Origin of the sequence: Nakamurella panacisegetis (assembly GCF_900104535.1) — a bacterium.
Taxonomy (GTDB): domain Bacteria; phylum Actinomycetota; class Actinomycetes; order Mycobacteriales; family Nakamurellaceae; genus Nakamurella; species Nakamurella panacisegetis.
Map to the genome: position 1 here is coordinate 1,596,893 of NZ_LT629710.1, position 20,230 is coordinate 1,617,122.

Consider the following 20,230-nt stretch of genomic DNA (forward strand, 5'->3'; position numbering starts at 1 on the left):
GGAGGTGGCCGACGGGGCCGCCCCGGGCCACGGGAGTTGATCGGCATGGAACTCGTTCTCACCACCTTTCTCAGCCTCGACGGCGTCATGCAGGGCCCCGGCGGTCCCGACGAGGACCGAAGTGGCGGCTTCGACCGCGGTGGTTGGCTGGTGCCGTTCGCGGACGCCGACATGGGTGCGATCGTGAGCGCCTGGTTCGCCGACGCCGACGAGATCCTCCTGGGCCGCATCACCTACGACATGATGTATTCGTACTGGTCGCAGGTCACCGAGCCGGGCGACGTGGTGAGCGACCGACTCAACCACCGACCCAAGCACGTCGTCTCGACCACCCTCCGAGACCCGGCTTGGGAACACACCAGCGTGATCTCCTCGGACCCGGTGGCGGCGGTCGCGGCCCTGATGGAACGGCCCGGCGGCGAACTGCAGGTGCACGGCAGTTGCGCCCTGGCCCGAACCCTCCACGAGGCGGCGCTGATCGACGAGTACCGCTTCCTCGTCTTCCCGGTCGTGGTCGGCGACGGCAAGCGGCTGTTCCCGGCCGGGAGTGTGCCCATCTCGTTGGACCTCGTCGACCATCGGATCACCGGATCCGGCGCCGTTGCCCTGACGCTGCGCCCCGAGGCCGACCCGGCCGGCGGCGGCCTCAAGATCGGAAGGTTCACCGTCCAGGACGGAAGGGGGACTCCGGCCACCGCCTGAACCAGCCCGACCCGCACCGGCCGGGCACTCCGTGACGCGTCAGATGATCGGCTCGCCGAACCCGGAGGCGACCAGCGCGTCCTCGCAGGCCAGCCACAGCCGCCGGCGCACAGCCGGGCGATCGTGCTTCCAGCGCAGGTAGTAGGTCGGCCGGACCCGACGGTCGCTGAAGAACTGCCCGGTGGTGGTGGCCGGCTCTCCGGCCGCGGACAGCCAGACGATGGTGTCGGCGCCCTGCTCGGCCGTCCGCAGGATCGGACGGACCAGTTTCGCGAACCCCGGGATGGAGTCGGTGACGCCGGGTGTGTCGGCCCAGCCAGGATGCATGCTGTGCACGACGGGATCGCCGTCGCGATCGAAGGCGGCTCCCAACATGGCGGCAATGCTCACCTGCATGCGCTTGGTCCGGGCGTAGGCCCGGACCCCCTTGTAGTCCCCCGAGGCGAATTCCAGGTCGCTGACCAGCGGCGAGGAGTACATGCCGCCGGAAGACACCCAGATGACGCGGCCGTCCCCGTCGGCCCGCAGCAGCGTCCGGAGCCGGACGGTCAGGGCGAACGGGCCGAGCACGTGGGTGGCGAAGGTCAGTTCGTGGCCCTGGGCGCTGAGGGTCCGCTCGGGCGGGATGAGCCCGGCGCAGTGGATCAGGGCGTGCAGCGATGGGACGCTCCGCTCGAGCTCAGCGGCCAACGAGGCGACGGAGTCCAGATCGCTGATGTCGGCCTCGTGCGTGATCACCTGCGCGTCCGGGACGGCGGTGACCATCCGGTCGGCCGCGGCCTGCAGCCGTGCGGCCTTGCGCCCGACCAGGTGGACGCGGGCGCCGAGCCGGGCCAGCCCGAGCGCGGCCGCCTCGCCCAGGCCGGACCCGCCACCGGTCACCACGATGTCCGGGTGGCCGGTGAACGGTCTCGGATCGCCCGGCCACCAGTGCTTGCGCAACGCCGGCCCGATCGAGCTGTAGCCCGGGATCACCATGACGTCGAGCAGTTCGTCCAACGCGCCGTGAATTGTCATCCCCGCCGAGAGTAGCCAGACCGGCGGCACGGCGCTCGCTGCCGGTGGCGCCGGTGCTGTCGGTCGGAGCAGGTACCTTCTGTGCCTATGGCAACCATGGTGACTTTTCACGCCCATCCGGACGACGAATCGATCGGATGCGGCGGCGTCATGCGGAAGGCGGCCGACGAGGGGCACCGGGTGGTGCTGGTGGTCGCGACCCGGGGCGAGCACGGCGAGGTGCCGGACGGGTTTCTGGACCCGGACGAACAGCTCTGGGAGCGTCGGGTCGTCGAAACCCAGGCGTGTGCCGACATTCTCGGCGCGCAGCGGCTGGAGTTCCTGGGCTACGTCGACTCCGGGATGATGGGCGAGCCGACCAACGACCTGCCCGGATCCTTCTGGACGGCCGACATCGAGGAGGCGGCGCAGAAGCTGGCCTCGATCCTGCGCGAGGAGAACGCCGACGTCCTGACCATCTATGACGACAACGGTGGCTACGGCCACCCCGACCACATCCGGGTGCACCGGGTGGGCCGAAGGGCGGCCGAGATCGCCGGCACCCCCCGGGTGTACCAGGGCACGATGAACCGCGACTACATGATCGCCGGGATGAAGGCCTTCGCCGCCCAGGCCGCCGAGGCCGGGATCGAGCAGCCGGATCCGGCCGACTTCGACAACATGGGCAAGCCGGAGTCGGAGATCACGGTGCGGGTTGACGTGACCCCGTGGACGAAGGTGAAGCGGGCCGCGATGCGCGCGCACGCCAGTCAGATCAGCGAGGAGTCGTTCTTCCTGTCCATGCCGGACGAGGCGTTCGACTACAGCTTCGGCGTCGAGTGGTTCATCCGGGAGGGTCAGGGTCCCGGCATCACCGAGACCGACCTGATGGCCGGACTGCGGTAGCGCGTCCGACCGGGGCCGATCGCCGGCCGTTCGGTCGGCGTGTCGAAACGGCAGCCGCTCGTTCGTCGTTCAGGGTGTGGCCGTGCGGCCACGACCGGAAGGAGAACATCCATGGCACTACCCGACATCGTCTCCCGGCAGGACTGGCTCGACGCGCGACGCGGGTTGCTCGAGCGGGAGAAGGAGCTGACCCGTGCCCGCGATCAGGTGAACGCCGCGCGCCGGCGGCTGCCGATGGTGCGGATCGACAAGGAGTACGTCCTCGAGGGGCCGGACGGGCCGGTCCGGCTGCTGGATCTGTTCGCCGGGCGCCGGCAACTGGTGTTGCAGCACTTCATGTTCGACCCGGCCTGGGACACCGGTTGCCCCAGCTGCACGGCCGACGTCGACGAGATGTCCGACGGTCTGCTCGACCACCTGGCCGCCCGTGACACCGCATTCGCCGCGGTGTCCCGCGCCCCGTACCCCAAGCTCGCCGAGTACCGGGCGCAGAAGGGCTGGGACATCGCGTGGTACTCGTCGTTCGGCTCCGACTTCAACTACGACTTTCACGTCACGCTGGACGCGGCCGTCGCCCCGGTGATGTTCAACTACCGCGATGCCGCCGAACTCGAAGCGGCCGGACTCGGCTGGATCAACGAGAAGCCCTGTGAGCAGCCGGGGATCAGCTGCTTCCTCCGCGACGGCGACGAGATCTTTCACACCTACTCGACCTTTGGTCGCGGGACCGAGCAGATGGGCGGCGCCTACGCCATTCTCGACATGACGGCGCTCGGGCGTCAGGAGGCGTGGGAGGAGCCGAAGGGCCGGTCCGACGACCCGCACCGAGCGAGTCCGGACTTCGCGTAAGGCTCAGTCCGGGACGCCCGCGCCCCCTTGCCCCTGACCATCCCCGCGCCCATCCGCACCGCCCCCCGCCCCCCAGCCCCCGCCCCCCGCTCCCCAGCCCGTTGACTGGAATGATATTTGCGCCGCAGGGCCGCTTTTCGGTGAATATCATTCCAGTCGACGACGCAGGCGGGGGTGGACGACGCAGGCGGGGGTGGACGACGCAGGCGGGGTTGGATGACGCAGGCGGGGCGGGCGGCGCGGGGCAGAGTTGCTACCTCCGCTCGCGCCACGCCCGCTCGAACGGCAGGCGCCAGGCGTGCGGGGCGACCAGCTGGTGGATCGCGTTGGGACCCCAGGTGCCGGGTGCGTAGGTCTTCACCGCCGGCGGGTCGTCGAGCAGCGGAATCGAACGCTCCCACAGACTCTCGATGCCGTCGGCGGTGGTGAACAGGGTGTGGTCGCCGCGCATGGCGTCCAGGATCAGCCGCTCGTAGGCTTCCAGGACATCGGCCGCGCGATCGGTCTCCTGGGTGGCGAACTGCATCGACACCTTGTCCAGGCGCATACCCGGCCCTGGGCGCTTACCGTAGAACGACAACGACACCTTCGACGCGTCGGCCAGGTCGAACGTCAGGTGGTCCGGGCCCTGGGAGCCGACGCCCGAGCCGGCCGGGAACATCGACTTCGGCGCTTCCTTGAACGCGATGGAGATGATCCGCTGGCCCTCGGCCATCCGCTTGCCGGTGCGCAGGTAGAACGGCACGCCGGCCCAGCGCCAGTTGTCGATGCGGCACTTGAGCGCGATGAACGTCTCGGTGTCCGAATCCGGCGCGACCCCGTCCTCGTCGCGGTAGCCGCCGTACTGTCCACGCACCACGTGCTGCGGCTCGATGGGCAGCAGCGAACGGAAGACCTTGTTCTTCTCCTCGCTGATGGCGCGGGGCTCCAGAGCGGTCGGCGGCTCCATCGCGACGAACGCCATCACCTGGAACAGGTGCGTGACCACCATGTCCTTGTAGGCACCGGTCGATTCGTAGAACTCGGCGCGGCGGTCCAGTCCCAGGGTCTCCGGGATGTCGATCTGGATGTGGTCGATGAAGTTGCGGTTCCAGATCGGTTCGAACAGGCCGTTCGCGAACCGGAAGGCCAGGATGTTCTGCGCCGGCTCCTTGCCCAGGAAATGGTCGATCCGGAAGATCTGGCTCTCGAAGAACGTCTCGTGCACCTGGTCGTTCAGCGCGATCGCGCTGTCCAGGTCGGTGCCGAACGGCTTCTCCATGATGACCCGGGACCGCTGCACCAGATCGGCGTCCTTGAGCATGTTGATGACGGCCAGCGCCGCCTTCGGCGGGACGCTCAGGTAGTGCAGCCGCAGGACCTCCGGGCCCAGTTCGCTCTCGGCCTTGGCCACGGCCACCGCCAGGGCCTCCGGGCCCGCGCCTTGCGGCACGTAGTGCAGCTTGTCGCAGAAGGCCCCCCACTGCTCGTCGGTCAGCTTGTGACTGCTGAATTCCGTCACCGCCTGGCGGGCGAACTCCCGGAAGGCGACGTCGTCCATGTCCTCCAGGGAGGTGCCGACCACCTGGATATCGGGCGCCAAAGCCGACAGGGACAGGTGCGTCAGACCGGGCAGCAGCTTGCGGCGAGCCAGATCTCCGGTCGCGCCGAACAACACCACAACGTGCGGGGACACGGTTTCCCGAATGCTCCGCGACGGACGTGCTCCTGGGGCTGGGTAGGCGATGCTCTCAAGGCTCGAATTGGGCACGCCCGACATGCTCCCATCTGCGGCCGGGGAAACCCACAGCGGGCCGAGGAGTTCATGTAGCTGTTACCCGCGGCCCTCACCCGCAGTTGGCGTCGGTCCACTTCGTGATGTCGTCACTGGCCGCGGAGACGGCCGGCGTCCCGAGGATCTGCCCGGCCTCGGTCAGCGACTTGCCGGACGCGGCCTTCGCCGCACTACCGAGCGTCTCGAAGTCGCCCTTGAGCGCGTCCGGCACCTTCCCGCCGAGACCGGAGATGGCCTGTGCGATCTGACCGGCGTCATAGGTGCCCTGTCCGCTGGACAGGCTGGGCAACAGGGCCAGTGCGATGGTCGAGTAGGCACTCAGCACGCCCATGCAGTCGGGGTTCATGGCGAACCCGCCGCCGGTGACGCGGCCCGCGCCACCGCTGCCGGAGCCGGCGTCGCCGCCCGACGGATCGGCCGGGAACAGCGCTTGGGTGGAAGAGGCCGGCATGGGCGCGGCCACCGGCAGCGGTGAGCTGCACGCGGTGAGCACGAGGACGGCCGCCATGGTTGCGGTGCCCAAAACGGAAAGCCGGATACGGACGGGCATGGTGTGCTCCAGGGGGCTCGGCCTTCAGGTCCATCGATCGATGTAGCCGTGAGGAGGGGCACGCCGGGCGGCTGATACAAGGCGAGCCACGAGCCGTGCTCAGCCGCAGCTGAGCAGACCGACCGACTGTTTGCTGGCCAGGACGTGGAGCGCGGCGTTGTCGACCCGGGCCCGGAAGGTCTTGTCCCGGGCGGCAAGCGAGGCCAGCGCGGCCGTCATGGGGGCGATGTCGGCGACCTGCACCGTGAGCACCATGTCGCCTCCGGCCCGGACGAAGTCCACCGCCCGCTGCCCGGGCGAGAACGATGACACGGCGACCGCACCGCCGAGGTCGTCGGAGATCACCAGCCCGTCGAAGTGCAGCTTCTGCCGGAGCAGATCGGTGACGATGGCGGCCGAGAACGCGGCGATGTGGTCCGGATCCAACTGCGGATAGGTCGCCGAGGAGATCATCACGGCCGTGGTGTGGGCGGCGATGGCAGCCCGGAACGGCTGGAGGGCCGGGTCGGATGCGGAGGTCTGTGCGTCAACGGCATCCGCCGAGGTGTCGGTGTTGGCGCGGACCCGGCCCAGCCCGGGGAAGTGTTTGACGGTGGTGCCGAGCTTGACCCCGAGCATCGAGCGAATCACCGTGACCACGGCCTCCGCGACCGCGCTCGGAGAGGAGCCGTACTGGCGGTCCTGGGCCCCGATCGGTGGGTTCTCCTCGGCCGTACCGGCCGGGACGACGTCCGCGACCGGCGCGAGGTCGAGGGTGATCCCCGCATCGACCAGGCGCTTCGCCCAGTCGGAGGTGCCGTCGGCTAGATCCGACGACGACTCCTCGCCCTGGGCGACGGCCGTCGGGATGGCCGGGAAGTCCGGCCCCGCGAGGGACTGCACGTAGCCGCCCTCCTGGTCGACCGCGACCTGGGCCGGCACGCCGGCCGACCTGGTCACGGACCGCTGGAGGGTGGCGATCCCCGTGGACAGCTCGTCGGCGCCCCGGGTGGTGTGTCCGGCCAGGAACACGCCGCCGACGGGTTGATCCGGCAGTTGCGAGATCAGGTCTCCGGGCTGCAGTCCGACCATCAGCAACTGCCCGATCCGCTGCTTCTGGCTGAGTCCGGCCAGGGTGCGTTGGGCACAGCTGGCCGGGGTGACGGGCGACGCCGACGCCGACCTGGACGTCGAGGCCGCGCTCGAGGTGGCAGGGGGCGCACTCGCCGACGAGGACCGGCTGGTGCTCGCCGGCGAAGTCGCCGTGGATGGTGAGGGTGCGGTCGACGACGGGGGCGCGACCGACGACGGGGGCGCGACCGACGACGACGCGGCCACCGTCGTGGTCCTGGTGACGACCTCGGTACCGGTGGCCGTGCACGAGGCCAGCATCAGCAGAGCGAGCCCGGTCGCGACACGGCGCATGGTGCGGGGTCCCCCTTGGTGTGGATGACGAGTTTCGGATCGAGCGGGCTGGTGCCTCACTATGGCACTTCGGCGCGGGGCGACCGTCCGGGCCGACCTGTCCTCGAAGGAGCGCCTGATGGCCTTGGATCCGACCACCACCGCATCGATGTTGGACGCATTGCCCACCCCGATGGTTGGGTCCGATCTGTTCCCAGCTCTCGCTGCCCGGTTGCGATCCGGCGAGGAACTCCTGTTCAAGGGAACCGGGCCAGACCACCTGACGGCCAGCTACCTGGTCTTCGACCACGACCTGGATCACGTTCTGCTGCAATTCCACGCCCGGGGCCGCTTCTGGGTGCAGTTCGGTGGACACCTGGAACCCTCCGACCGCACGTTCGCCGAGGCCGCCACCCGCGAACTGCAGGAGGAGAGCGGCCTGTCCGCGGTCGAGCTGGCGTCACCGGATCCGTTCGACCTTGACCGTCAGACGTTGAGCACCAACTTCGGCTCGTGCCGCACCCATTTCGACCTGCTCTATGCCGGCCGAGCCGCCCGATCGGCTCGGCCCACGATCAATCACGAGAGCGACGCGGTCGACTTCCCGCCGCCGATGATGCGTGCACATTCACCCGGCGACCGCGATGATGGCGTCGCTGGCGCTGATCATGCGTGGAAATCGTCCAGGTTGTCCACAGGGCCCGGCCTACCGGGCGCGGGTAGATCAGCGTGGGGACGCGGGGTAGATCAGTGCCCGGCCTACCGGGGGCGGGTGGACCGGCCTTGGGAGTATCTCGGCTGTCGGTATGAGAGCACACCTGACGGCTGGAGGTCGAAATAGCGGGCGGTGCCCGTTCGCTCGGCCATCACCTCAGCGCGATTCTCATACGCAACGAGCAGACGTGATCGATGCCCGCCGTCGGCCATGAAGACCAGCCAATGGCGGGCGGTTCCGTACCCAGCCTGTTCGCGATCTGATGGTGTTGTCCACGATCCGACGCCCGTCGTGGCGGCACACGGTCGGAGGGCCGATCCGGTAGTGGGCCGGCTGAGCGGTAGGCGCACGCTTGTGCGTGTCTCAGGGGGAGAGTCGTCCCAAATTGCTGGCGAATCGGTACGGTCGGGTATGCCGATCGGCTACGCCCGGGTCCGCCCGGACCCACGCGACACCCAGAGCCAACGAGAGGCGCTGGCCCGCCACGGCTTGCAGGAATGCTTCTTCGACATCGGGCGGACCGGTCTCAACCTGCCGGCGGACGCGCTCGACGCGGCGATCGTCGCCGCCGGCGAAGGCGGAACCCTCGCGGTCACCAAACTCTCACGCCTGGCCCGGAGTCTGGCCGAATTGGGTCAGGTGCTCTTTCGGCTCGCCGGGCAGAACATCACGCTCCAGGTCGGGCCGGCCACCTTCGACCTGCATCGGGCCGACCAGCTGCTAATCGGCGCAATCAGTGTGGCCGCCGACTTCGACGCCGACCTGGCCGCGCAGGACGATCCACGATCTATCGAATCATCGCCAGGCGCCAGTGATGACCGCGCAACCTCGGAGGGCTGCGCCTCTTTCAGAAGACCCAGCGATTCGCAAACGATCGTCCGGCCCAACGTCTCAACTCTTCCATGATGGGCAACCGGCATCATTCCTCAGCGGCGACCAAGGCAACGTAATCGCCCTCATGGGCCGTCGCCAGTGCCGCGCGAAAAGTCTCTTCTTCCGCACACTCCGGATACTGCGCCTGCAACCAGTGCACCGAGTCATCGAAGAACCGACGAACCTCTGCGCGGAACTCGGAGGTGGCCACTCGAACTAGAGGTGACCAGGTAGCACGGATTAGGATCTCCGAGCTGGCTCGTTCGAAGGTGAAGTGGCGGTCCGAATCGAAATCCCACAATTTGCTCAGCCCATCCATCGATTCTCTAGCTGCTCTCAGCAGATTGAACGCAAACCCTAGTCGCGGCCAGTCCTGAGGGCCACCCACGATGGACCCGGTGCTGGTCTGTACTTCCACTGACCCTAGGAAGAACCGCTGCGCGACGTTGGGCCAACTACGCGACGGGGGCTCGTCGTCCAACCAGACAGGTATCGGGAGATCTGAATCCTCGGGCCGCCGATGCGACTCGATCATGGCGAGATACCTCTCGGCCCGCCAGCCTGGAAACCAGTTCTCCTCGCCCTTTGCCGACACTTCGCTCGTCACGTGCTCGATATGGATCATGGTGCAGGTTCCTCTCCTCCGCGACCGTTCGGGAAGATCGTCTTGATCTCATCGGCGTTGTTGATCCACATCCCGCCTCTCGTCGCAGTCGAGCCACCAGGCAGTGTCCCGATATTGCGCCCGAACTCATCCTGATAGAAGTTGTTGCCGGTAGCAGCATCTGTTCTTAGATACTCACCCTTGTCGTATATCTCCTGGCCCATTTTAGTTAGGCGACCCTTAACGTCAGGATCGCTCTGAATCTCCTCCGAGAAATGACGCTTCCGGCGCGCGGACCACATCCCTTGCTCGAGCGACGGTCTGATCGCCTCGCTCGCGGCGCTGGCCCTCGGCCCCTGGAAGGGGGACGGTGTCGTCGACCGGGACGAGCCGGCTTGAGGGTCACCGCAGCTGCGCGACGACGATACATCGGCGCCTGTATCGAGCGGAGTGCGTGCCGGTAGCATATGCCCGGCGGCGGTGCGGCCACCGGATGGCGTTCGACCTGCGGGACGGCTGGAGTGTCCGGTGGTTGTCGGCCGGCGATAATCGATCCGCTTCCGCGAGCGCCGCACACTCAGGCTTGATGCGTAGGCCAGTTCCGATCCTTGCGCCGCAGGGGTGTCAGACATCTAGGAGTGAATCGTCGACCCACACGTCTGAGTAGTCGGGCGTAAGAAGGAATCGAGTGCCTTGATCGCTCAGCAGATATCGCTCAACGGCGGGCCAGCGGGCGATGAGATGGCGCTGGTGAAGAGGCACGAAGAAATCTTCCGTCGCCAACAGATTGCCGGTCCAGCAATACCAACCCGATGTCTTCCCGGCGGGCGGATGGCGCAGGCCGTGTAAGGGCCAGTCCCACTGATCGGCTGGCTGAAGTAGCGAGCGAGATACACCGACAATCATCACGGGCGGGTCAGCCATGACGCAGATGATGCCCGCAACGTCCTGCGCCGGCCAACTGGCCCACTCTCGGTCGCCAGCTTTGTTCACGAGTCTCATAGGAGTCGGTCCGGTGACGGAACTACCTAGCCGCGCCATCGGGCGCTGACCACGGGCGGCACAACACCGATCTCAATGACCACAGCCGTTCACGAACGGCATGCCCGCAGGCCGGTCCCGCACCGGCGCGTCCCGCGCGACCACGCGGCTTCGGGACGGGCCTTCTACTGCACCGATCCGTTGTCGCGCCAACGAGCGAGGGCATCCGGGCGGAGCGGATTGATGCTCGTATTGGTCCGCATCCGGTGGCCACTCCCGATCTTCTCGGCCATCTCGCGCAGCCGTTAGGCACCTCGTCCCGGCCAGCCGTTGGCAAGAGCCCACGTGTAGATAGCTTGGAATCAAGAGCAGGCCCGCCTTGGTAGAGGGTGGTCAGTACCGCGATGGCATCCCGCTTGTCGAGTGCACCGACGAGGTTGTTGCTGTGGTTGACCATCGCGGTCAGCGCTTTCAGTCCTTCGGCGACGACGGGATCGACTGCATCTGGAAGGGGCCCTTGCTCAGCACCCGTGAGCAGCTCGGGATGTGCCGCAGCAGCCTACGCATCGACTTCACCATCCACCCAGGGGACCACCGCCAACCTGATGTGCCCCGTGGTTCCCGGAGTCGAGTTGGCAGACTGAGGTCATCTCGATCCCGAAGGAGATCCGATGAAATACACCCCCGAGTTCCGGCGGCGTGTGCTCGATCTGGTGAAGGCCGGCAAGTCCGTGGCGCAGGTGGCCTTCGACCTGGGCGTGAGTGATCAGACCATCTACAACTGGCGGGAGCAGGATCTCATCGACTCGGGGTTGAAGCCGGGCACCACGTCGACCGACAACACGGAGCTGATCGCCGCGAAGAGACGGATCAAAGAGCTCGAGGCCGAGTTGGCCATCCACCAACGTGCCGCTGAGCTGCTGAAGGCGGCGGTGCCCCCAAAAGGCGGTTCGAGGCCATCTCCGTGATGGCCTCCGAAGGTCACTCCGTCCATGCCAGCTGCCGCGTCCTGGACGTGTCGGAGTCCGGATTCCAAGAATGGCGAGGACGGGCCCCGTCTGCCCGGTCCGTCCGCCACGTGTGGCTGACCGAGCAGATCGCGGGAGATCCACACGAGGTTCCGCGGCGTCTACGGAGCCCGCCGGATCCACGCCGAACTGACCCTGGGTCAGCAGATCAAAGTCGGGCACGGATCCGTCGAGTACCTGATGAGAGCCGCTGGCATCAAAAGACTCCCAGGGAACAAGCGACCGAAGCAGGTGCATCAGACCCCGACCGCCGCCGACCTGGTGGACCGCAAGTTCGCCCGCACCGAACCGAATAAACTGTGGGTCACCGATATCACCGAACACCCCACCCGCGAGGGCAAGATCTACTGCGCGGTCGTCCTGGACGTCTTCTCCCGGCGACCTCATCGCCGACCGCCCGGTCAAAGACTTCATCCAACCCGCTGGCCTGCCCATATCTGCCTCCGTGTCGGGTGTTGCGACGACCGGTTGAATCCGCCCAGTTTCGGTCCATGAAGTTCGTCCGGACGCTGCGGAACAACGGCCTGCTTGGGTCGATGGGCCGGGTCGGTGCATGCGCCGACAATGCCGCCATGGAAGCTTTTTCGCGTTGCTGCAGAAGAAGTGCTGGATCGGCAACGGTGGCGCACACGGGCCGAACTACGCCTGGCCATCGTGACCTGGATCGAGCGGACCTGCCACTGCATGCGCCGGCAACGACGGCTGGGAACGCTGACCCCGATCGAGTTTGAGACAATCAACCGGACCGCAGCCGCAGCCTGAAGAGCCGGTCAACCGAACCCTGGGCAGTCCCGCTCTACTTTTTGGTGAATGTGACGTCGGTCAGCCCAGAGATCTCGATCCGGTTGCCGCTGCTGAGGGAGACGGTCACGTTGGGAACGCCGAGGCCGTTGGCCTGTCCCAGGATCTCGTTGGTCGTAGGGAGACCGTCGGCGTCGTAGACGGTGAAGTTCCCTGACTCCCCGTGCGCCGGCGTCGCGACGTAGCGGCCGGCGGCGATGTCCAGGTTGACCTCCCAGTCGCCGGCGCTCAGCGAGGTATGTAGTTTCGTGACGGCCGGGGTGAACCGCACCTGCGACATGCCCGAGATGTTGACCACCTCCCCCTTCGTCATTGTCGCTGTGTAGGTCGGCACACCGAGGCTGTCAGCGTTGCCCAGGATTGCGTTGATCGCTACGGGGTTGTCGGTGGTGGTGGCCGAGAGGTTCCCACTTTCCCCTGTCTTTGGGGTGATCACGTATCGGCCTGGCGTTAGGTCCCGGCCGACGGTGAACGTGCCGGACCCCAGCACAGTCAGCTTGGCTCCGGAGTTGTTTCGGGTCCCCTGGGTTGGGGTCGGCTTCACCGTCTGGGACGAAGTACCGCTACGACCCGGTACAAGAACGTGAGCGGTCGCAGCTGCTGGCTTGGCATGCGTCACAACGGAAGTGTTGGCGGCTAGGGCTCCCCCGGTCCCCGGTACTGGTGCTTGACCCGACGCGTCGTTCGCTGGTCCGGAGGCTGTGGACTTCCCGATGATGATGCCGATCAAGAGACCGAACACAAGCGCGCCGGCTCCGACCATCACGACGGGGCCCCGTCGCCGTCTCGGCGACTGCGCAGGAAGCGCAGGCCGGGCCGTTCCCGCCCGCGGGTATCCCTCCCCGGGCTGTGGCGATCCTTGGATCGACCAACCCGGCTGCGGTGTGGGTGGCTGCGACATAGATTCTCCTGGTTTGCGCCGAACGAGCTATAGATTTCAAACCGAAAGAACCACTGAGGACTTCGTCCACCCTCTGAGAACGGGCATGCGAAAGTCAATGGTCGACCTAGGTGGCCCCAGCTTGCTTGAGTGTTGACCCTGCGCCGTGCCTTCGGGCCGGTGCCTCCCAGTTCTTCACCTGATAGCGCAGCCGGTTCACCACTCCGGCACGATCCGACCACGCCGGTAGCGGTCAGTCACTGTCGGGCCGGGCGGGTGCCTGTCAGATCGGTTCCCAGCCCATCGATGAACCGATGGCCTCACATCATCCCGAAAGCTGGCGGCGCAGATCATTTCGGCCCGCTCCCGACTCGCTCTCGGGTGGATCCTCACGAGCTGGTTATGGACCGGCCGGCCCGTGTTCTCCGCGAACCGATGCGTGCGACCAAACCCGACCGGGCGCGAACTCGCTACACGGCGCCCGGGGCCTTGATCGCTGGATGCGGGTCGTAGGCCGGGAAGCTGATGTCGCTGTGGACGATCGGCGACCGGAACGGGATCACTCGAGAATCATCCTCGGCGGACTTGTCGCTACCTTTCGTCGTTGCGATTGAGCAGCGGATCGGCGCCGGGGGTAGGGAGCTCCGCCTCGAGGGTGCCCCACCAGCCGACACCGTCTTCGTCCTCGCGTAACGGGTAGGGCGTCCTGGCTCGCCGATTTCAAACGCGGCGACGGCCACGCCGAAAGCAACAGGGTGCAGGATCTGCTGTGGCAGTGGCGCTTCGTGCGGTGCCACCTTGATGTGCTCGAGGTAGAGCACCGAGGTGAGCCCGTAGACATACGCCTCGACGTCATCGCTGGCGTGATGTCGCAGGCCGACGCGGTGGCCGGGCTCGTATGGCGGTGTGTAGATGATGCAGAACGCGTGCGGCCCGTCGACCCAACCCTGCTCCACTCGGACCTCGGCGGCCTCGGTGATGACACTGGATTGCAGTTCGTCCAGACACGCCCAGAGCGCAAGGGTCGACCAACTTGGATCCGGCACCGCCCCAAGGCGGGTCACCAGTTCGCGGTGTGCGCGGGTGACGTTGCCACGGTCGACTGAGGTCAGTCGCCGACCGGCGTCCGCGCACGATACTGCCGACAACACCGTTGAATACCGGACCCGAGGTTTGAACCGTGGCATAGGCCGCGATTATGCCGGGTGAAGGCTGGTCAGGGTCTGTCGTAGCCGCAGGTTGGCCGCTCACGACCCTTGATTCACGGTTCGGCTAGCGCCCTAGAGGCGGAACGTCCTACGGCGACCCGAGCCGCGTCCCGAGGCGGCCGACGGCCAAGATCACGAACGCGCTCGTTGGGGATGGCTGCGCGGTCATCGATCCGTTAAGGACTGTGAGTCCGCGGTCCGCCCCTTATAGGGTCATGACATGCCCGGACCCTTGACTGTTGGTGACGAGGCGGCGTCACGGCTGCCGGCGGGGTTCGCGCACCCGCATGCCTCGGAGGAAGCAAGGCGCATCGCCGAGCGGGGCCTGATCCTGCGTACTCAGGTCGGTTCGGGGGTTCATGGGACGTCGATCAGCGGGCAGGACGACCGTGACGAGATGGGGATCTGTCTGGAACCGCCGGAGTTCATCACGGGGCTGGCCCGAGTTCCCAGCGGCGTCGAAGGCGACGATCCGACCGTGCGTTTCGAGCAGTATCAACGGCACACCGTCTGGGACAAGCCTGGAGGTCTGGCCAACCGGTCTGGCGCCGGCGATCTAGACGTAGTCATCTACTCCGCGCGGAAGTGGGCCAGGCTCGCACTGAACGGGAACCCTACCGTTCTACTTGTGCTGTTCGTACCCGACGACGAAGTGGTATTCCGGAACGATGCCGGTGCTGAACTGGTCGACAACGCGCAACGCTTCGTCTCCCGGCGAGCTGCTGACCGCTTTTTGGGCTACCTGCAGTCGCAGCGGGCGGCAATGACCGGCGAGGTCGGAGCGCATACCAACCGACCGGAACTGGTGGCTGTCCATGGCTATGACACCAAGTACGCCATGCACGCCTTGCGGCTCGGGCTCCAGGGCGTCGAGCTTCTGACAACCGGACGGATCACCCTGCCAGTCCCGCAACCGGACCGTGAGTACCTGCGGTCGATTAGGCGCGGCGAAGTGCCGCAGGCCGAGGTAATCACGGCAGTGGACGATGCTGAGGATCAGCTACGCCGACTGCGAGATGCGCCGTCGATACCCAAGGACCCTGACCAAGCATGGGTCGACCGATGGCTGCATCGGAGCTATCTCAGCTTCTGGGACACCCTGCGCCGAACCAAAGACAGCTTGGCCGGTCGATAGACGCGGTCCCAGTAGCCGATCCTCGACCGGATATTGACCCGCGCCGGAGATCGTCCCGCCTGTGCCTGCGCCATAGGTACAGGGACGGGAGCCCATTGGCCGAGTGGTTGGCCTGCGGTGGTGGGGTCCTTGCGGTCATCTACGAGGTGTAGAAGTCTCGGCTGATGGACTTGATGCCGTTGGTGTTGCAGGTCGGTGATTGCGTGACCGGGTGGGGTGAGATCCGCACCGACGATGACGGTGTGTGGTTCGTGGTGGTTCATGCGGTGCCGTTGATGTTCAGGGGCGATGGTCCACCGGCGCCTCGCCCAGTTGATGCTGTTCGGCTGCTGCACCACGTTCCGTCGGCGGTGGCCACCGACTTCCGGGACGATGGATCGATTCCGGGTTGGGCCACCGTCACCGGTATCTGGTTGGACGGCGTGATCGACGTGCTGGAGCAGACCCCCGTGCCGCCGGCGTCGGCACGTCGGACGTTCGGGCCGCGGTGGGTCACACCGCCAGGCCCGAAGCCCGTCGGCGGCTGGCCGCGGGGTTCGGCAGAGGACCTGTACAAGGTGGACACGCAGGCTTTGCGGGAGGACGAGAACTGTGTGAGCGCCATCGTGTATCGGCCGCACTCGAACAGGGCGGTCATGGTGGTCGCAGCGACCGATGTCGGCATGGCGGAGTCGATGTGGCGCCCGGTGTTGGGCCGGCGAGTGCTGATTGTGCAGAGCCAATGGTCAAAAGGTCAGCTGGCTGCGGTACGGGATGAGCTGGTTGAGAACTGGGACGATTGGACCATCGGCCTCGTCAGCGAGGTTGTCGACGAGCATTCTCAAACACGGGTTGAAGCGCTCATCTTGCGTGTGATGCCGGCGATGGCGGCGTGGGCCCGTGCCGTCCCTGATGGCATCTTGCAGATCCACCCGACGCTACGGCCGGATCTACAGGCGTAACGACGATCGAAGTCGGCATCCCGGCCCACGGGTCCACCGTCGTCGGAACTGTCGTCGCGCCGCCCACCGATCCCCTATCGGTGGGTTCGCAATGGCCTCAGGTTCCTGCGATTGGGTCAAAGACCACGAGGCGGTCCTCGAAGAGCCAGGCCGGTGGGTGATCCCAAGTCAAGGGGATCACCTCGCGCACGGTGAAGAATCGTTGGGCTTCTGCGACCAGATCGTCGGCCAGAGGCGTCAGGGTCTTGCCGGTCTGATTGTTGGCGACGCTGAGGACCAACGCTCCGCTGGTCGTGAGGTGGCCGGCCATGGATGCGAACACCTGACCCATCTGATCGACGTACCGCCGGTAGTCGCCGTCCAGCGTCTGGTATCCAGTGAGCGGATTCTGCGGGTGCTCGACTGCGTTCATGTACGGAGGCGAGGTCAAGCACAGCTGGAAGGTGCCCAGCGCCAGCTGGTCCAGATGCAGTGCACTGCCGTGGATGACCCACGACGGATCAGCCACTCGTGCCCGCGCTGTCGCCACGCAATCGGCGAGCAGTTCCACACCGACCGCCTGCCGGCCCAGACGCTGGCCACGGCCAGGGTGGTACCCGATCCAGCGAATGGGTCCAGCACGCGATCACCCGCCTCGCTATACGTCTGAATGACGAAGGCCGCTAAATGACGCCGGGAAGTGCTCGTCGTTGGTCCAGCCGGCGGGTCGCTCCGCGGCCAACTCCGCAGCAAGGATCATCGGTACGCTCATGGCGCCATTTCCGTCGCCGATTCCCATCGTCAGACCGTTACCTGTGCTCACCGCTAACCGTTTCCCGCTGTGCCGACCTGAGCTTCGTCCCGTCAGCGTGTTACTCATCCTCAACCGCAGGTGTACAGCGCCTGCTGCTCATCGGCCAGCTCGAGCGGACGGATTGATGTGGAGGTGCCAGAGCGGAAGCCGGTCCGACTTCAGGTCGGTCGGGACAAGTAGCGGAAGGGTGCCGGGTTCGACGTCGATGCTGAGCCTGGTCGTTTCGTCCTCGAGCGAGGTGGTACTGGAGTAGAACATGCGGGTGTACAGCTCGCTCAGTGCCCCGCACGTCGAAGCCCTGATCGGCGTGGCTCTCCTCGGGCGCCATTGCGAACACCATCTCCCACAGGCCGTCGCCGACGTCCTCAATCCTTTCCTCGCACGGCCAACGCGAGTGCTGGAGGAGGAACCAGACCAGCGCGGTCTCGCTCTTGTCGACCATCTCCTCGCCGCCGGCGAACAGGCGGACACCGGTGGTGACCAAGGACAGCTTCCTCGTTCCATCCTCTTCAGGCTCAGGTTCACCCACGGTTACAACATCCTCGTCCGGTGTCTCCTCCATCGTCAGGCGGAACTCCAGCGGGGGCTTCAACCCGAGCATGCGGTCGTTGAGCAGTGAGCACATGTGGTTGCGTTGGAACGCGGTCTTGAGGTCGATCTCGAAATGGTCGCCGACCCGGACGTAGTCGTCGATCGGCACCAACGTCCACATGCTCATCGCGACCCAGTGGACCGCGATGTACAGCGGACAGTCGTTCAAGTCGGCGTAGCTCTTCAACCGGGCGACCTCGGCCAGGCGCAGTGTGGATACCCGCGGGTGGTCGTTGTCTTCGGCCTTGACCTCGACCAGGATGTTCTTGTCCGACACAAGCGTCAGCCGCCAGTCCGGGAGCTTCACCCCGCCCTTGTAGAACAGGACGCCGGCGTCTTCCTGCTTCACCAGCTTGCACCCTCCCAGGTCGGCGGCGACGAGACCGAACAGCTGGTCGCTGACCCATCCACGAATGCGTGGCGACGATTCCAGGGAATCACGGAGGCCCGCCTCGAACTGGGCGACCGTCGCCTCGACCCGAGCGGGGTCGGACACCCGTCGCTGCTCACCGGGTGCGGGGACATCGACCGCAGCGTGGAAGTTGAGGGTCTCGATCTGGTGGGGTCGCCGGGACAGTCGCTTCACACACTGAGGCTAACGACAGGAACGTCGTCTTGCCGGGACGCAGGAGGCCGTCGCCTGGTCCCCGAGGTGTGTGGATCATCCCACGCAATGTTGACCTCGCACTCCGCCAGTTTCAATGCAGTGGTTCGCATCACCGCGGTCATGATCCGTAAGTTCGTGCCGCTGACCTGCCCCATGAAGAGCGAAATGCCTGTATCGCAGACGGCCGGATCTCGGCGCGTCCGCGCGTCCCGCCAGCGATCGCCGACCGGTCAGCGATCGCTGAACGGTCAGTGTTCCGCTTACGGCCCCGTGATGAGCGAGGGACGGAGCAGGTGGAGGCAGTATTGCGGTGGTCGACTGCTGTCTGCCCCGCTACTCTCAACCTCGAGGGTCGCTCCCCGGTCTCAACGACTGGATTTCGGTGTGTCGCTGGAGGCGGGGCCGCCGGTCGTGACGCCGGCGTCGGTGAAATTGGCAGCGGTGTGCGCGTTCTGCAGGGTCAGCGTGTGTTGCGTCACCGTCATGGTCAGGTCTCCGACCAGTCCGGTCAGGACGCCAGGGCCGGCTTCTTCGCGTTGATCGGTGATGCGATAGCAGAACATTGCGACGCTGACCTGGTCGGTGAGCCTGATACCGCCGGTGACTTGGTGCCATCGGCCGGTGCGGTAGAAACAGGCCGGGCCTGCCATGGTGCTGGTGCCGTCGGCGTACAGAGTCATCGTCGTGGGCTTGTCGGGGGATAGCGCGATGTTCTTCCCGTCTTGAACAGCAGATGACAGTTGCCAGGCAAAGCCGGTCAGCGCGGCCGGGATGGGGTCGGCTGACGCTCCTGTTGAAGGGCCTGGATTGTTGGCGGCGTCGCCGGCAGCTTTGAACGTCATGGTGGTGGTGCTGTTGCGCAGGTGCAGGATATTCGCGGCGATGGTGAAATTCATCGGGCCGTCCAGCTGCAGGAGGGCCAGGCGGAGGGCGGTGGAATTCATCCCGATGGGACAGCTGTGGTCCAAGGTGGACTGGTCGCTGAAGATCACCTCGGTTCCGCGTTGACGCCACTTGCCTTGTCGGGCAAGGCAGAATCCGGTGGCCACGCTGGTTCCGTCGGGATACAAATACAGCGATTCAGGGTCCTGAGGCGCGCCACCGTAGTTCGGCATGCCAGAGATCGCGGCCGAGGTTAGCTCCCAACGAATCCCGCCGACGACCGAGGGCGGCGGTAAAGCGGGGCGGGTCGGCTGCGAATGGTAGTGCACCACGGCTATGACGCCGGTCAGGATGGCGACCACCGCGACGGATGCGGCGATCGCGAGCCGGCGAATCAGGACGATGCGATGACGTGAATGTGCTGTGGCCCGCGGGGCTACCCGCCGGACACGTTCGCGCACCGTATCCAGGTCCGGTGAGAACCGTTCTTGCTCGATCAGTCCGGCCCGTAGCTGATCTGGGTCCATCGCCGATCAGCCCCCTTCCGCAGGTTGCGTCGGCCGCAGCGCACTGAGCGCGCGGGAAATCGTGGAACGGACGGTGCCGGGGGAGCAGCCCAGGGCCTGCGCGATCTCAGTGTCCGGTAGGTCGAGGTAGAAGCGCATCACCACGGCTGCGCGTTGGGTCGGCGTCAACCCGCGCAGCAGTCGATCGAGTTCGTCGCGGTCCTCCAGCCGTACGTGTGGATCGTCCGGTGAGGCGAGCAAGCCCGCCGGATCGGCGTGCGCAGTGGTCCGCCGCCGGTGATAACGGCGGCGGTGGGCCACGAAGGTGCTGGCCACGATCCGGCGGACGTAGGCCAGTGGATATTCCATCTGTCCGATCAGGTCCCATCGGGTCGACGCGACAATGAGGGCGTCACTAAGTACGTCCTCGGCCAGATGGCGATCCCCGGTCAGCACACCGGCATATCGGCCGAGCGCGGCCAGGTGCGCCTCGACGAACTCGTCGAACTCCATCCCGCCCCCTTC

23 protein-coding genes are annotated in these 20,230 nt (G+C 66.4%); 9 read left to right on the forward strand and 14 right to left on the reverse strand.

Annotated features, from left to right (window positions below; genetic code table 11):
- The first annotated feature begins 45 nt into the window (after positions 1 to 45).
- Entirely contained in the window at positions 46 to 702 is a 657-nt protein-coding gene (locus tag BLS97_RS07035) for a dihydrofolate reductase family protein (protein WP_090475359.1), read from the forward strand.
- A gap of 39 nt (positions 703 to 741) precedes the next feature.
- Here BLS97_RS07035 and BLS97_RS07040 read toward each other — a convergent pair whose 3' ends face one another.
- Entirely contained in the window at positions 742 to 1,719 is a 978-nt protein-coding gene (locus BLS97_RS07040; RefSeq protein ID WP_090481576.1) for an SDR family NAD(P)-dependent oxidoreductase, read from the reverse strand.
- A gap of 87 nt (positions 1,720 to 1,806) precedes the next feature.
- Here BLS97_RS07040 and BLS97_RS07045 point away from each other — a divergent pair, with 87 nt between their 5' ends.
- Positions 1,807 to 2,604, forward strand: coding sequence for a PIG-L family deacetylase (locus BLS97_RS07045; protein ID WP_090475360.1), 798 nt, complete (start codon positions 1,807 to 1,809; stop codon positions 2,602 to 2,604).
- 111 nt (positions 2,605 to 2,715) lie between these two features.
- On the forward strand, positions 2,716 to 3,453 hold the full coding sequence (locus BLS97_RS07050; RefSeq protein ID WP_090475361.1) for a DUF899 domain-containing protein: 738 nt from the start codon (positions 2,716 to 2,718) through the stop codon (positions 3,451 to 3,453).
- Between the two features lie 253 nt (positions 3,454 to 3,706).
- Here BLS97_RS07050 and zwf read toward each other — a convergent pair whose 3' ends face one another.
- The 3 genes from zwf to BLS97_RS07065 form a co-directional block, all read right to left on the reverse strand.
- Positions 3,707 to 5,212, reverse strand: coding sequence for a glucose-6-phosphate dehydrogenase (zwf, locus tag BLS97_RS07055; RefSeq protein ID WP_090475362.1), 1,506 nt, complete (start codon positions 5,210 to 5,212; stop codon positions 3,707 to 3,709).
- A 67-nt stretch (positions 5,213 to 5,279) separates the two neighbouring features.
- On the reverse strand, positions 5,280 to 5,777 hold the full coding sequence (locus BLS97_RS07060; protein WP_090475363.1) for a hypothetical protein: 498 nt from the start codon (positions 5,775 to 5,777) through the stop codon (positions 5,280 to 5,282).
- Positions 5,778 to 5,876: 99 nt separating this feature from the next.
- Complete coding sequence (locus BLS97_RS07065) at positions 5,877 to 7,181, reverse strand: glycoside hydrolase family 3 protein (RefSeq protein WP_197676449.1); 1,305 nt, start codon at positions 7,179 to 7,181, stop codon at positions 5,877 to 5,879.
- Between the two features lie 61 nt (positions 7,182 to 7,242).
- On the opposite strand from BLS97_RS07065, the gene BLS97_RS07070 reads away from it, so the two are divergent.
- Both BLS97_RS07070 and BLS97_RS07075 read left to right on the forward strand, forming a co-directional pair.
- Complete coding sequence (locus tag BLS97_RS07070; protein ID WP_090475364.1) at positions 7,243 to 8,001, forward strand: NUDIX hydrolase; 759 nt, start codon at positions 7,243 to 7,245, stop codon at positions 7,999 to 8,001.
- Positions 8,002 to 8,085: 84 nt separating this feature from the next.
- A complete protein-coding gene (locus BLS97_RS07075; RefSeq protein ID WP_090475365.1) occupies positions 8,086 to 8,781 on the forward strand; it encodes a recombinase family protein in 696 nt (231 codons plus the stop codon).
- Positions 8,782 to 8,794: 13 nt separating this feature from the next.
- Here BLS97_RS07075 and BLS97_RS07080 read toward each other — a convergent pair whose 3' ends face one another.
- The 3 genes from BLS97_RS07080 to BLS97_RS22735 form a co-directional block, all read right to left on the reverse strand.
- A complete protein-coding gene (locus BLS97_RS07080) occupies positions 8,795 to 9,373 on the reverse strand; it encodes a hypothetical protein (protein ID WP_090475366.1) in 579 nt (192 codons plus the stop codon).
- Positions 9,370 to 9,576 carry a hypothetical protein gene (locus BLS97_RS22730; RefSeq protein WP_157695251.1) on the reverse strand — a complete coding sequence of 69 codons (207 nt, stop codon included), beginning with the start codon at positions 9,574 to 9,576 and terminating at the stop codon, positions 9,370 to 9,372. The genes BLS97_RS07080 and BLS97_RS22730 overlap by 4 nt, the downstream gene beginning before the upstream one ends.
- Before the next feature lie 400 nt (positions 9,577 to 9,976).
- Positions 9,977 to 10,276, reverse strand: a complete 300-nt coding sequence (locus tag BLS97_RS22735) for an immunity protein Imm33 domain-containing protein (protein ID WP_157695252.1) — start codon at positions 10,274 to 10,276, stop codon at positions 9,977 to 9,979.
- A 728-nt stretch (positions 10,277 to 11,004) separates the two neighbouring features.
- Between BLS97_RS22735 and BLS97_RS07085 the strand changes: the two genes are divergently transcribed.
- Together BLS97_RS07085 and BLS97_RS24435 are read left to right on the forward strand one after the other, a co-directional pair.
- Positions 11,005 to 11,301, forward strand: coding sequence for a transposase (locus BLS97_RS07085; RefSeq protein WP_090475367.1), 297 nt, complete (start codon positions 11,005 to 11,007; stop codon positions 11,299 to 11,301).
- Positions 11,302 to 11,439: 138 nt separating this feature from the next.
- Positions 11,440 to 11,856: an IS3 family transposase gene (locus BLS97_RS24435; RefSeq protein WP_090475368.1), complete on the forward strand. Its 417-nt coding sequence runs from the start codon at positions 11,440 to 11,442 to the stop codon at positions 11,854 to 11,856.
- Positions 11,857 to 12,157: 301 nt separating this feature from the next.
- Here the strand turns inward: BLS97_RS24435 and BLS97_RS22740 are convergent, their stop codons facing one another.
- Both BLS97_RS22740 and BLS97_RS07100 read right to left on the reverse strand, forming a co-directional pair.
- Positions 12,158 to 12,475, reverse strand: coding sequence for a hypothetical protein (locus BLS97_RS22740; protein WP_157695253.1), 318 nt, complete (start codon positions 12,473 to 12,475; stop codon positions 12,158 to 12,160).
- A 1,037-nt stretch (positions 12,476 to 13,512) separates the two neighbouring features.
- Positions 13,513 to 14,088, reverse strand: a complete 576-nt coding sequence (locus BLS97_RS07100) for a hypothetical protein (protein WP_157695254.1) — start codon at positions 14,086 to 14,088, stop codon at positions 13,513 to 13,515.
- A gap of 382 nt (positions 14,089 to 14,470) precedes the next feature.
- On the opposite strand from BLS97_RS07100, the gene BLS97_RS07105 reads away from it, so the two are divergent.
- Together BLS97_RS07105 and BLS97_RS07110 are read left to right on the forward strand one after the other, a co-directional pair.
- Positions 14,471 to 15,385, forward strand: a complete 915-nt coding sequence (locus BLS97_RS07105) for a nucleotidyltransferase domain-containing protein (protein WP_090475371.1) — start codon at positions 14,471 to 14,473, stop codon at positions 15,383 to 15,385.
- A gap of 164 nt (positions 15,386 to 15,549) precedes the next feature.
- Positions 15,550 to 16,326 carry a hypothetical protein gene (locus tag BLS97_RS07110; protein WP_090475372.1) on the forward strand — a complete coding sequence of 259 codons (777 nt, stop codon included), beginning with the start codon at positions 15,550 to 15,552 and terminating at the stop codon, positions 16,324 to 16,326.
- Between the two features lie 97 nt (positions 16,327 to 16,423).
- Here BLS97_RS07110 and BLS97_RS07115 read toward each other — a convergent pair whose 3' ends face one another.
- The 5 genes from BLS97_RS07115 to BLS97_RS07135 form a co-directional block, all read right to left on the reverse strand.
- Positions 16,424 to 16,738 carry a hypothetical protein gene (locus tag BLS97_RS07115; protein WP_090475373.1) on the reverse strand — a complete coding sequence of 105 codons (315 nt, stop codon included), beginning with the start codon at positions 16,736 to 16,738 and terminating at the stop codon, positions 16,424 to 16,426.
- Positions 16,739 to 16,752: 14 nt separating this feature from the next.
- On the reverse strand, positions 16,753 to 17,058 hold the full coding sequence (locus BLS97_RS24440) for a DNA methyltransferase (protein ID WP_090475374.1): 306 nt from the start codon (positions 17,056 to 17,058) through the stop codon (positions 16,753 to 16,755).
- A gap of 119 nt (positions 17,059 to 17,177) precedes the next feature.
- The gene (locus BLS97_RS07125) at positions 17,178 to 18,206 is read right to left on the reverse strand and encodes a hypothetical protein (RefSeq protein ID WP_157695255.1); all 1,029 of its coding nucleotides are present in this window, start codon (positions 18,204 to 18,206) and stop codon (positions 17,178 to 17,180) included.
- Between the two features lie 476 nt (positions 18,207 to 18,682).
- A complete protein-coding gene (locus BLS97_RS07130) occupies positions 18,683 to 19,726 on the reverse strand; it encodes a hypothetical protein (RefSeq protein WP_090475376.1) in 1,044 nt (347 codons plus the stop codon).
- A gap of 6 nt (positions 19,727 to 19,732) precedes the next feature.
- Positions 19,733 to 20,218 (reverse strand): SigE family RNA polymerase sigma factor, encoded by a 486-nt coding sequence (locus BLS97_RS07135; RefSeq protein ID WP_090475377.1) that lies wholly within the window; start codon positions 20,216 to 20,218, stop codon positions 19,733 to 19,735.
- Positions 20,219 to 20,230: the final 12 nt, after the last annotated feature.